This is a genomic window from Frankia sp. BMG5.23, assembly GCF_000685765.2.
In the GTDB taxonomy this organism is placed as follows: Bacteria; Actinomycetota; Actinomycetes; order Frankiales; family Frankiaceae; genus Frankia; species Frankia casuarinae.
Genome location: NZ_JDWE01000022.1, coordinates 64,552 through 77,310 on the forward strand (window position 1 = coordinate 64,552; position 12,759 = coordinate 77,310).

General features: G+C 69.7%; 9 protein-coding genes and 1 tRNA gene. 7 read left to right on the forward strand and 3 right to left on the reverse strand.

Features of this window, described 5'->3' with window-relative positions; all coding sequences use genetic code 11:
* Positions 1-96 precede the first annotated feature (96 nt).
* A complete protein-coding gene (gene gyrA / locus BMG523DRAFT_RS12195) occupies positions 97-2,601 on the forward strand; it encodes a DNA gyrase subunit A (RefSeq protein WP_011434483.1) in 2,505 nt (834 codons plus the stop codon).
* A 164-nt stretch (positions 2,602-2,765) separates the two neighbouring features.
* On the opposite strand, the gene BMG523DRAFT_RS12200 is transcribed toward gyrA, so the two are convergent.
* Positions 2,766-3,806, reverse strand: coding sequence for a hypothetical protein (locus BMG523DRAFT_RS12200; RefSeq protein WP_162492183.1), 1,041 nt, complete (start codon positions 3,804-3,806; stop codon positions 2,766-2,768).
* On the opposite strand from BMG523DRAFT_RS12200, the gene BMG523DRAFT_RS12205 reads away from it, so the two are divergent.
* From BMG523DRAFT_RS12205 to BMG523DRAFT_RS12225, 5 genes are all read left to right on the forward strand, one after another.
* Positions 3,805-4,437, forward strand: coding sequence for a DUF3566 domain-containing protein (locus tag BMG523DRAFT_RS12205; RefSeq protein ID WP_235463104.1), 633 nt, complete (start codon positions 3,805-3,807; stop codon positions 4,435-4,437). The genes BMG523DRAFT_RS12200 and BMG523DRAFT_RS12205 overlap by 2 nt on opposite strands.
* Positions 4,438-4,500: 63 nt before the next feature.
* Positions 4,501-4,574: transfer RNA gene (locus BMG523DRAFT_RS12210), tRNA-Ile, on the forward strand.
* Positions 4,575-5,062: 488 nt separating this feature from the next.
* On the forward strand, positions 5,063-6,460 hold the full coding sequence (locus BMG523DRAFT_RS12215) for a glycosyltransferase family 4 protein (RefSeq protein WP_043591215.1): 1,398 nt from the start codon (positions 5,063-5,065) through the stop codon (positions 6,458-6,460).
* A 10-nt stretch (positions 6,461-6,470) separates the two neighbouring features.
* On the forward strand, positions 6,471-7,202 hold the full coding sequence (locus BMG523DRAFT_RS12220; RefSeq protein WP_011434487.1) for a class I SAM-dependent methyltransferase: 732 nt from the start codon (positions 6,471-6,473) through the stop codon (positions 7,200-7,202).
* Positions 7,189-8,370, forward strand: coding sequence for a hypothetical protein (locus BMG523DRAFT_RS12225; RefSeq protein ID WP_011434488.1), 1,182 nt, complete (start codon positions 7,189-7,191; stop codon positions 8,368-8,370). Before BMG523DRAFT_RS12220 ends, BMG523DRAFT_RS12225 begins: the two co-directional genes overlap by 14 nt.
* Here the strand turns inward: BMG523DRAFT_RS12225 and BMG523DRAFT_RS12230 are convergent.
* Together BMG523DRAFT_RS12230 and def are read right to left on the reverse strand one after the other, a co-directional pair.
* Positions 8,353-8,970, reverse strand: coding sequence for a class I SAM-dependent methyltransferase (locus tag BMG523DRAFT_RS12230; RefSeq protein ID WP_023839953.1), 618 nt, complete (start codon positions 8,968-8,970; stop codon positions 8,353-8,355). The two genes, BMG523DRAFT_RS12225 and BMG523DRAFT_RS12230, sit on opposite strands and share 18 nt — an antisense overlap.
* Before the next feature lie 91 nt (positions 8,971-9,061).
* Entirely contained in the window at positions 9,062-9,745 is a 684-nt protein-coding gene (def, locus tag BMG523DRAFT_RS12235; protein WP_043591217.1) for a peptide deformylase, read from the reverse strand.
* 754 nt (positions 9,746-10,499) lie between these two features.
* Between def and BMG523DRAFT_RS12245 the strand changes: the two genes are divergently transcribed.
* Positions 10,500-12,617, forward strand: a complete 2,118-nt coding sequence (locus tag BMG523DRAFT_RS12245; RefSeq protein ID WP_235463106.1) for a glycosyltransferase family 2 protein — start codon at positions 10,500-10,502, stop codon at positions 12,615-12,617.
* Positions 12,618-12,759: the final 142 nt, after the last annotated feature.

Sequence of the window (12,759 nt, forward strand, 5' to 3'; positions counted from 1 at the left end):
GCTCCGGATCCCGCCCGCCGTCGGGTCCACCCGGCCCCGTTGCCCGGGGCGCCCGTCCCGCCCTGACGACTGCTCCCACTGCCCTGGAAGGACCCCGTGGTCGACGTCCTACCTCCTCCCCCCGGCGACCGCATCGAGCCCATCGGCATCGAAGTCGAGATGCAGCGGTCGTATCTCGACTACGCCATGTCGGTCATCGTCGGCCGTGCGCTGCCGGAGGTACGCGACGGGCTCAAGCCCGTCCACCGCCGGGTCCTCTACGCCATGTACGACGGCGGCTACCGCCCCGACCGCGGATACTTCAAGTGCTCCCGCGTGGTCGGGGACGTCATGGGTAACTACCACCCCCATGGCGACACGGCGATCTACGACACCCTCGTCCGGCTCGCGCAGGGCTGGTCGTTGCGCTACCCGCTGGTCGACGGGAACGGCAACTTCGGCTCGCCCGGCAACGATCCGCCCGCCGCCATGCGGTACACCGAGGCGCGGATGGCGCCCTTGGCGATGGAGATGTTGCGTGACATCGACCAGGAGACGGTCGACTTCGCCCCGAACTACGACGGGCGTTCGCAGGAGCCGCTTGTTCTGCCCAGCCGGTTCCCGAACCTGCTCGTCAACGGCGCCGGCGGCATCGCGGTTGGCATGGCGACGAACATCCCGCCGCACAACCTGCGCGAGGTCGCGAAGGGCGTGCGGTGGGCACTCGACCACCCGGACGCGAGCGACTCCGAGCTGCTTGAGGCGCTGATCGGCCTGATCAAGGGTCCGGACTTCCCGACCTCGGGGCTCATCGTCGGCCGTAACGGCATCGAGGAGGCCTACCGTACCGGCCGCGGCAGCATCCGGATGCGGGCGGTGGTGAACGTCGAGGAGAACAAGGGCCGCACCCAGCTCGTCGTCACCGAGCTGCCCTACCAGGTGAACCCGGACAACCTCGCCGAGAAGATCGCCGAACTGGTCCGGGACAACAGGGTCACCGGTATCGCCGACGTCCGGGACGAGACCTCGGCGCGCATCGGCCAACGGCTGGTCATCGACCTCAAGCGCGACGCCGTCGCCAAGGTCGTGCTCAACAACCTCTACAAGCACACCCAGCTCCAGGACACCTTCGGCGTCAACATGCTGGCGATCGTCGACGGCGTGCCGCGTACCCTGCGCCTGGACCAGATGGTCCGCTACTACGTCGAGCACCAGATCGACGTCATCGTCCGCCGGACCCGCTATCAGCTGCGCAAGGCCCGCGAGCGGCTGCACGTCCTGGACGGTCTGCTGATCGCGCTGGATCACCTCGACGAGGTCATCAACCTCATCCGCAACGCCGAGTCGGCGGACGTGGCCCGCGGCCAGCTGATGGAACGCTTCTCGCTGTCGGAGATCCAGGCCACCGCCATCCTCGACATGCAGCTGCGCCGGCTCGCCGCCCTGGAACGTCAGCGGATCATCGACGAGGCGGCCGAACTTCGAGCGAAGATCTCCGATCTGGAGGCGATCCTGGCCTCGCCGACCCGGCAGCGGCAGATCATCGGCGAGGAGCTCGCCGAGGTCGTCGAGAAGTTCGGCGACGAGCGGCGGACCCGTCTCGTCCCGTTCGAGGGCGACATGTCCATCGAGGACCTGATCGCCCAGGAGGATGTGGTCGTCACCGTCACCCGCGGTGGCTACGCCAAGCGCACCAAGACCGACCTCTACCGCTCGCAGCGCCGCGGCGGCAAGGGCGTGCAGGGCGCGGCGCTGCGCGAGGACGACATCGTCGAGCACTTCTTCGTCACGACCACCCACCACTGGCTGCTGTTTTTCACGAACAAGGGCCGGGTGTACCGGGCGAAGGCGCACGAGCTGCCCGAGCAGGCCAGGTCGGCCAAGGGTCAGCACGTCGCGAACATCCTGGCCTTCGGGCAGGACGAGCGGATCGCCGAGGTCATCGCGGTCAAGGACTACGAGGCCGCCCCCTACCTGGTCCTGGCGACCAAGCGCGGGCTGTGCAAGAAGACCGCGCTGCATGACTTCGACTCGAACCGGGCCGGTGGCCTGGTGGCGATCAATCTGCGCGACGACGACGAGCTGATCGCCGCCCGGCTCGTGGCGCCCGGCGACGATCTGCTCCTGGTCAGCCGTAACGCCCAGTCGATCCGGTTCCACGCCGACGACGAGCAGCTGCGGCCGATGGGCCGGGCGACCTCGGGTGTGATCGGTATGCGGTTCGATGCCGAGGACGAACTGCTGTCCATGGACGTCGTCGTGCCGGGTACGACGGCGGATCTGCTCGTCGCCACCTCCGGTGGATACGCGAAGCGGACGCCGCTGGCCGAGTACCCGGTGCAGGGTCGTGGTGGCAAGGGCGTGCTGACCGCTAAGATCGTCTCGACTCGCGGTGGTCTGGTGGGGGCACTCGTCGTCGATCCCGACGACCAGCTCTACGCCATCGCCTCCAACGGGGGCGTATTGCGGACCGTTGCCAAGGATGTACGGCGGGCGCAGCGGCAGACCATGGGAGTCCGGCTCATCGATCTGGAGTCCGGGGTGCAGGTTGTCGGAGTCGCACGTAATGCTGATGCGGAGGACACCGACGCTCGTATCGACGCCGGGCCCCAGGAAAGCTGAGAGCGAGCCCCGAGAGGTTGACGATCTCGTGGTCGTGGCCACCCACGCCGAGAACGACGCCGCCCGAGGGGACGGGTGTGCGCGGGACCCGTGCACACCGTCAGGACTGAACCGGGAGAGTCCGTGAGTGACAGTCAGGAAGACCGGCCAGCCCGGTCGGCGGTCTACCGCGGCCCCTCCTCGGCCGCCGGGGCGGAGGGATCGCGTGCCACCGAGCAGTCCCGCCGGCCGAGCGGGGGGGACGGGGCCGGCCCACGGTCCACGGTGAGACCCGCTTCCGTTGGTTCCTCCGGTGCTGGCGGCGCGGCCAGAGGCGCGAGCTCCTCCGGCCCGGATTCCGCGGGCCCGGATTCCGCGGGTTCCGCTGGTGTTTCCGATTCCGCCGGGCGTGATTCGGAAGCCGGCCGCCGGGCCGGCGCCGGCCCGGCGTCGGGACGCGCGGCGGACGCCGCGGGCCGCTCGTTGTCGCTGCGGGACGGCCGTGGGGAGGACGCCGGCAGCGAGACGGTGAAGGTGCCCGCGGCCGGCGATGGGCCCGAGTCCGGTAATCCGTTCTTCCAGCGGCCCGGGCGGTCCGGTCGGCCCGTGGATGAGCGGGAGGGCGGCCGCGGCCCGGCCGGAGGCGCGGCGGACCCGCCGCAGTCCTCCGCCGGGGGGCCGACGGGTTCGACTGGGTCGTCGAAGGCCGGGTCGTCAAAAGCCCATTCGGCTGAACCCGGCTCGTCGGCGTCGGGTTCGGCGGGTTCGGGTTCGGGTGCGGCGGGTTCGGCGGCGTCCCGCTCCGGATCGGTCCCCGACGGGGCGAAGTCCCCCTTGTCCTCGCGGTCCTTGTCCACCTCTTCCGCGGGCGCGTCGGGTGTGTCGGGCGCAGGGTCCTCGGCTGGCACCTCCACGGGACGTGCCAGCGGAACGTCGTCGGTGTCCCCATCCGGGTCGGCTCGTACCGGGGCCGCTGGAACCCACTCCGACGAGGCGGGCTCGGCTACCCGGAAACTCGGCCCGGCCGCCGTATCGTCGCCGGCGAAGTCCCTCGGCCTGGCGCCACCCGGACCCGGTCGAGCCACGCCAGGGGGGCCGGCAGTTCGCGTGGAGCCCCCGGCCGAGCGGCCACGGGAGACCGACACGATCTCCCTGGTCCGCCCGCCCAGCATGACGAGGAGCCGTACCACGAAGCCCGACAGGAACCGTGCCGCGCCCGAGCGCATGCCCGCCCCCGATCCGGTACGCCCCGCCCCGCCGGGTCCGGCGGGGGGGAGGTCCGGCGGTGCCGGCCCCACGGCGGCCTACGACCGGCCGCTCGCGGCGCCGGAGTCCGCGGGTACCACCACGACGACGGGTGCTCTGAACAGCGTGACCACGACCTCCCCCGGTGCGCTCGACGACCAGTTCGAGCCGGTCTCCGCTGAGCGGGCGGGTGCCGGTCACTCCCCTGGCCGGTCCGGTCCCGGCTCGTCCGGTTCCGCCCGCCCGCCCGGTCAGGGCCGGCGGGCCAAGCTCAAGCTGTCCAAGGTCAATCCCCTCACGGTGACCCGGGTCAGCTTCGCGTTCTCCCTCTGCGTCTTTGTGGTTCTGCTCGTCGCGATCGCCGTGCTGTGGTTCGTCCTGAACTCGATCGGCGTGTTCGACAGCGTCTCCGACGCGGCCGATACCCTGACCGACAGCAGCAGCACCGACATCCGAGGATGGCTGTCGTTCGGCCGGGCAATGCAGATCAGCTTGCTCATCGGGGCGATCAACGTCATCCTCATGACCGCGCTGTCCACGCTCGGTGCCCTGCTCTACAACCTCTGCGCCGAGATGATCGGCGGCGTCGAGCTGACTCTGAGTGATCAGTAGCTTGGAGGGACGGCGGCGGTCCCGCTCCTGCGCCGCCGTCCTGTATTCTTGGACTCGCAGCACGGACCTATAGCTCAGTCGGTTAGAGCGCTTCCCTGATAAGGAAGAGGTCGGTGGTTCAAGTCCACCTAGGTCCACGCGCTAGCCAATCATGATCGCCGCCCTCTGGGCGGCTTCGCCGTGCCCGTTATGCTGGCCGAGGGGCCAAGCCCCCTGACCCCCCGTGTTGCGCCTTCGGCGCTCGCCGTGCCCGGTGGGATGGTCGGGCCGTCGGTGGCGGCGAGGTCTGAGAGCGGGCCCGGGCCGACGTGCTGCGCGAGGTCGCGGGCAACGCCACAGGGACGACTCCCGGCTGCATAAACCGTCCACCGGTGATCCGGGAAGATCCCCGCGCCTGCGGGATAAAGCGGACACAAAACCCTCTGGATGGGCAAGTCTCCCTCGTTGCCGCAGATCTTGGACTCACGACGAAGAGTCCTAATGTGACGCAGGGCACACGGCCAGGACACAGTGTCGGCCCATTTCAGTGAAGATCGGCACTCAATATCCTAATGTGCCAGGAAGCGGCGCCACCCTCGACGTCGAGGAACCAGGACATGGCCCGAGACGGACGGAGGGCGCACAGTTGCGGATTGCGTTGTTGTCGTACCGGAGTCTGCCCACCTGCGGTGGCCAGGGTGTGTACGTCCGACATCTGTCCCGCGAACTGGTCGCCCTGGGGCACCGCGTCCAGGTGGTGAGCGGGCCGCCGTACCCGGTGCTTGAGGAGGGTGTCGGCCTCACCGAACTGCCCAGCCTTGATCTCTACCGGGACTCCGACCCGTTCCGGTGGCCCGGACTGGCCGAGTTCCACGGCCTGCCGGACGTCGTCGAGTTCGCCATGATGCGGACCGGCCAGTTCTCCGAGCCGCTCGCCTTCAGCCTGCGTGCCTGCCAAGCCCTGCGCCCCAGGGCATCCGGGGGTCGGCCGCCGTTCGACATCGTCCATGACAACCAGGGGCTGGGATACGGCCTGCTGGCGCTGCGGGCAGCCCTGCGCCCGTACCGGATCCCGGTCGTGGGCACCGTGCATCATCCGATCACGGTCGATCGCCGCCTGCACCTCGCCGCGGCGACCACCTTCACCTCCCGGCTGGGCCTGCGCCGGTGGTACTCGTTCCTCCCGATGCAGGCCCGGGTCGCGCGGGGGCTGGATGGCATCGTCATCCCGTCGGAGAGCTCCCGGCGAGAGATCATCGCGGACATGAACCTCCCCCCGACGGTCATGCGCACGGTTCCCTTGGGAGTCGACGCCGACGTCTTCACGCCGGCGCCCGCGGGCAATCCGGCGGTTCCGGGCCGTGTCGTCGTCGTGACCAGCGCCGATGTTCCGCTTAAGGGCCTGCTTGTCCTGCTCGAGGCGCTCGCGAAGCTGCGGGTGGATCGCTCGGCGCACCTGGTCTGCGTCGGCAAGGTCCGCGAAGGGGGAACGGCCCAGCGCCAGGTTGCCGAGCTGGGCCTGGCCGACGCCGTGACGTTCCGTTCCAACATGCCGGAACCGGAGCTGGTGGACCTGTTGCGCTCCGCCGAGGTCGCGGTCGTTCCCTCGCTTTACGAGGGGTTCAGCCTGCCCGCCGTCGAGGAGATGGCCTGCGGGATCCCGCTGGTCGCCACCACCGCCGGGGCGTTGCCCGAGGTCGCCGGTCCGGACGGGGAGGCCGCGTTGCTGGTCCCACCGGGGGATGCGGGAGCCCTGGCGGACGCCATCGGTTCCCTGCTCGATGATCCCGAACGACGGGCCCGAATGGGTGCCGCCGGGCGCCGCCGGGTGGAGGCGCGGTTCTCCTGGCGGGCGGCCGCCGCGGCCACCGCGGACTGGTACGCCGAGCGGATCGCGGCGGTCGGCGGGACGCCCACCTCCCCGGCCCCGGCCCCGGCCCCGGGACCGGCGGCCCAGTGGACGCCGGCACCGCTGTCCACACCCGGCGCCGTCACACCCGGCGCCGCGGCGTCCGCACCGGCGTCGTCGACGCTGACCGGCTGACGGCCGACGCATGCTGACCGTCGACTTCGACCAGTTTCCCGTCTCCGCGGGCTGCCGGCTGCTCGACCTGGGCTGCGGCGCCGGACGGCACACGTTCGAGGCGTTCCGACGGGGCGCCGAGGTCATCGCGCTGGACCACTCCGCCGGCGAGGTCGCCGGCGTCAACGCGATGCTCGCCGCGATGGCCCTGGAGGGACAGGCTCCGCCCAAGGCGAAGGCCGCCGGAGTGCGCGGTGACGCGCTGGCGCTGCCGTTCGCCGACGGCACCTTCGACCGGATCATCGCCGCCGAGGTGCTCGAACACCTGCCCGCCGACACGGCGGCGATGACGGAGATCGCCCGGGTGCTACGGCCCGGGGGGTGGGTGGCGGTCACCGTCCCGAACCGGTTCCCCGAGCAGGTGTGCTGGAGCCTGTCGACGGCTTATCACAGCGTCGAGGGGGGCCATGTCCGCATCTACCGCCGGGACGAGCTTCGTGACCGGTTGATCGCGGTGGGACTGGAACCGGCCGGCACCCATTTCGCACACGCCCTGCACGCCCCGTACTGGTGGCTGCGGTGTCTCGTCGGTGTCCACGACGACGACCATCCGGCGACGCGGCTTTACCACCGGCTGCTGGTGTGGGACATGATGCGCCGTCCCCGCATCACCCGGCTCGCCGAGCGGGCCCTCAATCCGATCATCGGCAAGAGCATCGTGCTGTATTTGAGGAAACCGGAGGTAACGCGTGCGGCCGGTTGAGTCTGCTCCGGTCCTGACCCCCGAGGCGCTCACCGCGACCGCGACCGCGATCGCCGTCGTCCAGGAGCCGGACGGCGCCATCCCCTGGTATCCCGGTGGCCACACCGACCCGTGGGATCACCTCGAATGCGCCATGGCCCTCGACCTCGGCGGCCTGGTCGACGCCGCCGACGCCGCGTGGGCCTGGCTGTGTCGCAACCAGCGGCCGGATGGATCCTGGGCGACGAGCTACGTCGGCGGCGCGGTCAAGGAGGACTTCGCCGACAGCAACCAGTGCGCCTATGTCGCCACCGCAGCCTGGCACCGCTGGTTGGCCACCGGTGACCGCGCCTTCCTCACGAGGATCTGGCCGGTCGTCGAGGCAGCCCTGGGCTTCGTCGTCGACATGCAGAGCCCGACCGGACAGATCTGGTGGGCCCGGTCGTCGGACGGTGTCGACTACCCCGAGGCCCTGCTGACGGGATGCTCCAGCACGTTGCACAGCCTGCGCTGCGGGATGGCGCTCGCAGCCCTGGTCGGGGAGGTGCCACCGGCCTGGGAACGGGCGACCGGCGCGCTGCGGCACACCCTCGTCGCTCACCCAGAGTACTTCGCCCCCCGCGACCGGTGGTCGATGGACTGGTACTACCCGGTGATCGGCGGAGCGCTGCGCCGGTCCGCGGGTCGGTCCCGGCTCACCAGCCGGTGGAACGACTTCGTCGTCGACGGTCTGGGCATCCGCTGCGTGGCCGACGAGCCCTGGGTCACGGGGGCCGAGACCTGCGAACTAGCCATCGCCCTGCATCTCGTGGGCGAGACCGCCGCGGCGACCAAGCTGGTTACGGACATGCAGCACCTGCGGCACGCCGACGGGAGCTACTGGACGGGCTGGCAGTTCGAGACCGCGACGTTCTGGCCGGCCGAACAGTCGACCTGGACCGCGGCGGCGGTGATCCTCGCGGTCGACACGTTGGCCGGCGGGGTCACCGAGACCCTCTTCCGCGGCGACGGCCTCCCCGAGGGGATCTGTGTCCTCGACAAGGAGTCCGACGAGCCTCGGCAGGGCGGCAGGCGGCTTCCGGAGTCGCGGACGGAGCCGCGGACGGGGACGGAGGTGGTGACGCCCGCCGAACGCCGGCTTCCTCGGCAGCGGCCGGCATGCGGATGCCGCTCAGTCGACGCGGCGTAGGACGCGCAGCGAACCCGCGCACGACAGCTCGCGGAAGCCCTCCGTCAGCGCCCGCACCAGGACGTGGTAGGGCGCCTGGCCCCCGTCCGCCGGGTCCGGAAAGACGTCGTGGATGGCCAGGAGACCGCCGGGCCGCACGTGGCAGGCCCAGGCCTCGTAGTCCGCCTGGGCCTGCTCCTCGGTGTGCCCGCCGTCGAGGAAGAGCAGGTCGGCCGGGGTCGACCACCATCGCCCCACCCGTTCGGAGCGGCCGACGACCGCCGTCACGACGTCCTCGACGCCCGCGTCCTCCAGCGTCCGCCGCAGGAAGGGCAGCGTGTCCAGCCGGCCGCTACGCGGGTCGACGAGATCGGCGTCGTGGTACTCCCACCCGGGTTGGTTCTCCTCCGACCCGCGATGATGATCCACGGTGATCACCGTCGCTCCCACCGTCCGGGCGGCCGCGGCCAGGTACAGGGTCGACTTACCGCAGTAGGTGCCGACCTCGCAGATCAGGCCGCCGGCCGATACCCGTGTTGCCGCCGCGTAGAGCGCCAGGCCCTCCTCCGTGGGCATGAAGCCCGTCGCCGCCTCGGCCGCCCGCCGCAACACCACATCCACCGCCGACTCTCTCTTTCTCGCAGGACGGATAGCCTTTCTTGCAGGACAGGTAGCCTTCCTCGCAGGACAGGTAGCGCGCGCCGGTGGCTCGCTACCTGCCGAGCCGCGCGGCCACCTCGACCCGGCGGGCGAAGATCTCCTCGGTCCGCTCCTCCATCTCGCGGAGGGCCTTCTTGCGTCCGCGGCTCGACAGCCGGTCCAGGTAGAGGCTGCCGTACAGGTGATCGGTCTCATGCTGCAGGCAACGGGCGAAATAGCCGGTTCCCTCCAGGCGGAGCGGGGCACCGTGCTGGTCCTGACCGCGGACAGCAGCATGCTCCAGCCGGGCGACCTCCATGTAGGCCCCCGGAACAGACAGGCACCCCTCATCCCCCTTGACGAGCCGGCGCTCCGCCGCCGGCGCCTCCTCCAGGACGGGGTTGACCAGATGGCCCACGTGCCGCACACCGTCCTCGTCGGTGCAGTCATAGACGAAGACCGCGGCGTCGACGTCGATCTGGTTCGCGGCGAGTCCGACACCTTCGGCGCCGTACATGGTGGTGAACATGTCATCGATCAGCGCAGCGAGCTCCGCGGTCCCGAACTCGGTGATTTTCTTACAGGGCCGGTGCAGAACAGGCTCGCCGACAACGGTGATCCTGCGGATGGAACCGCGGCCGACCTCCGGCGGCAGCTGGGGGTAGGAGTCCACCGGCTCCCCCAGCACCCGGACCCGCCGATCGATCTTCTCGTCCTTCTCGTCCTTCTCGTCAGATCGCGTCAAGCGCGAGGCCATGGCGAGCATCTCCTTCCATCCGACCGGGGCGCGCCTGCGCGTGAGTCGGCGCGGGGCCGATCCTGCCGATCGGCAGGATCGGCCCCGCGCCACCGCCGATCCTCGACGTGCTTCGTTCGCTACGAGCTTGACAGATCGCACCCCCTGTCCGCTCGGCGGACTGGTCACTCCCGTGATCAACAGTGTCACCAGGTGCGGCGCCATCATGGCCGCTACCTGCGGGAAGAGCGCGGACCTCAGACTGTTCATTGCATGGCGCAACTTCACCAACACCATACGCACATAAGGCTCCCCGGAAACGGGGAGCCTTTTCCGTGCCCGGTCGCACGCGGTCATGCCCGACCGTGTCCAGCCGTGTCCAGCCGCGTCCTATCGCCGTTCCCGCAGAGATCGCGGACGCTGAATCGTCCGCGATCCGCGCGGGTAAGAATGATTACCGCAAAGGATGAACAGAACGTTAAATCTAACTCGCATGCCGCTAACGCAACGTATCGTCTCCCCCTGGCGCACGGCCCACCAACAGACACCCGAACCCCGACTGGTATGGTGTCGGCCACGATAAAGCTGAACCAGTAGAGAATCACGCTCCCAGGTATTTACTTTCCGGCCAGGAGAGAGGAGTGCTGCCCCGACTCCCTACACCAAAAAGACTTAGAATTATCCGGCGAATCTAGCGAGAGTTCAGTTCATGGCTGCGAATTTCGCTGAAACGGTCGCTGAAAGGCCGACGCCGGGGGGGATCAACACACCGAACATGGCAGTTCCGCCGCCGGAGTACGTGGTGGTGGATCTGGATCCGGGAACGAGTGACCTCGCCGTCCCGGATGGATCCGGATGGCGGCGGGTCATGCGGGTGCCAGGACGACGGCATTACCATCACGAGCACCACGATCGCGCCATCGCGACCGTCCAGCAGGCCCGGAGCCGTACTCGATCGACGGGCCGGAGTTGCGTCGTCGGCCTTCTGTACATCGCCGAGTTCGGCCGGCTGCGCGAGCGCCTCGCTCCGGGCGCCTGCCTGTCTCTACTCGATCAGGTCGCCGCCCTGGCAGGTGATCTGCATCGGTGGCGTGGCTCCGCCATCGGCCAGGGCCGCCCCGGCGAGGTGGTCGTCGTCCTGCCGACGCGGCCGGGCCGCTCCGCCGAAGCGGCGTTCGGCGAGATCGTGCGTACGGTCGCAAGCTGTGACTTCGCCGTCAACGGCGAGCGTCTGCGGGTCACCCCCGTTCCGGGGTTCGTCCAGGTGGACGACACCATCGATGATGCCACCGCCCTGCGGCGGGCCCGGCTGGCCATGGGGCTCGCCGCAGGGCAGCTCGACATGGTCCCCGTCTGTTACGACCCGAAGATGGAACCAGCGGAGAACCAGCCGCGACGTTCCGGGCGCCCGTTGCACACACGGTTGCGGCCGTCCGACGCCGTCCAGATCGTCGTCTCGACCGCGATCTGCCTCGGACTCCCGTTCGGGATCTACAGCACACTGTTCACACTGGGCCTCGACCCGACCCACGTCGTCTTCGCACTCCTGGCCATCGCGCTGGCCGGCACTACCCTCACCACCTACCTGGAGCAGTTGTCGGCGCTCGAACCGGAGAAGTGCCCGGACGCGCCCGCCGCGCCGTTCCCGGCGGCGAGCGCCATCATCGCCGCGTATCTGCCGAACGAGTCGGCCACGATCGTCGACACGGTCAAGGCGTTCCTCCGGCTGGACTACCCGGGTCCACTACAGATCATCCTCGCCTATAACACTCCCCGATACCTGCCCGTGGAGGAGACGCTCGCGCGGATCGCCGATTCCGATCCCCGTTTCATCCCGATGCACGTGCCGACCAGCACCTCCAAGGCGCAGAACGTGAACGCGGCGATGCCAATGATCACCGGTGAGTTCGTCGGTGTCTTCGACGCGGATCATCATCCGGCACCGGACGCCTTCCGGCGGGCCTGGCGGTGGCTGTCGCACGGGGCCGCGGTCGTCCAGGGGCACTGCGTGATCCGGAACGGAGAGGCATCGCGGATCAGCCGCACCGTCGCCGTGGAATTCGAGTCGATCTATGCGGTGAGTCATCCCGGCCGGGCGAGGATGCATGGTTTCGGGATCTTCGGCGGGTCGAACGGCTACTGGCGGACCGACCTGCTGCACCAGACCCGTATGCGCGGGTCGATGCTGACCGAGGACATCGACGCGAGTCTGCGCACCATCATGAGCGGTGAGCGGATCGTCGCAGACCCGGAACTGGTCTCCTACGAGCTGGCGCCGACGACGATGTCGGCGTTGTGGCGGCAGCGGTTGCGCTGGGCGCAGGGTTGGTACCAGGTCTCCCAGCGGCATCTGTGGAAAGCCGTCGGCTCACCCGACCTCACCGCCCGCCAGAAACTCGGCCTGCTCTGGCTGCTGGGCTGGCGCGAGATATATCCGTGGCTTTCGCTGCAGATGTATCCGCTGATCGTCTTCGGTCTGCTGCACCCGCAGTCCGGGCACGGTTTCCGGTTGAACGTCTCCCTGTACGTGGTCGCCACACTCTTCTCGGCGATGGCGGGCCCGATCCAGGCGTTGTTCGCGTACGCCCTCGCCGACCCCACGATCCGCCGCCATCGGAGTTGGTTCGTCCAGTTCTGCCTGATGAACATCGTCTACAGCGAGTTCAAGAACGTCATCGCCCGGCTGGCACCGGTGAAGGAGCTGCTGCGGGAACGCGAGTGGCACGTGACCCCACGCGCCGTGCCGCAGCCCGACCCGGTCACGCCGGACGGCGCGACCGCACCTCCAGCTGGCTCCGCACCTCCAGCTGGCTCCGCACCTCCAGCTGGCTCCGCACCTCCAGCTGGCTCCGCGGCGGGCGGTGTGGTCCCTTACCCCGAAGCCAGGTCATGACCACACCAGGCGGACCTCGAAACATCGTGCCGAGGTCCCGGGTTCTGCCCGCGCCGGCTCTCCCGTCCTGGTGGGCGCAGCCCCCGCAGCCCCCGCCGCCGCCGCCGGTGCCGCCGCCGCCGGTGCCGCCGCCGCCGGTGCC

Bases quoted from the DNA above. Each gene is read 5' to 3' on its own strand.
- def (WP_043591217.1), bottom strand. From the start codon at position 9,745: ATGGCCTCGCGCTTGACGCGATCTGACGAGAAGGACGAGAAGGACGAG.
- BMG523DRAFT_RS12245 (WP_235463106.1), top strand. From the start codon at position 10,500: ATGGCAGTTCCGCCGCCGGAGTACGTGGTGGTGGATCTGGATCCGGGA.
- BMG523DRAFT_RS12220 (WP_011434487.1), top strand. From the start codon at position 6,471: ATGCTGACCGTCGACTTCGACCAGTTTCCCGTCTCCGCGGGCTGCCGG.
- BMG523DRAFT_RS12205 (WP_235463104.1), top strand. From the start codon at position 3,805: ATGCCCGCCCCCGATCCGGTACGCCCCGCCCCGCCGGGTCCGGCGGGG.
- BMG523DRAFT_RS12200 (WP_162492183.1), bottom strand. From the start codon at position 3,806: ATGCGCTCGGGCGCGGCACGGTTCCTGTCGGGCTTCGTGGTACGGCTC.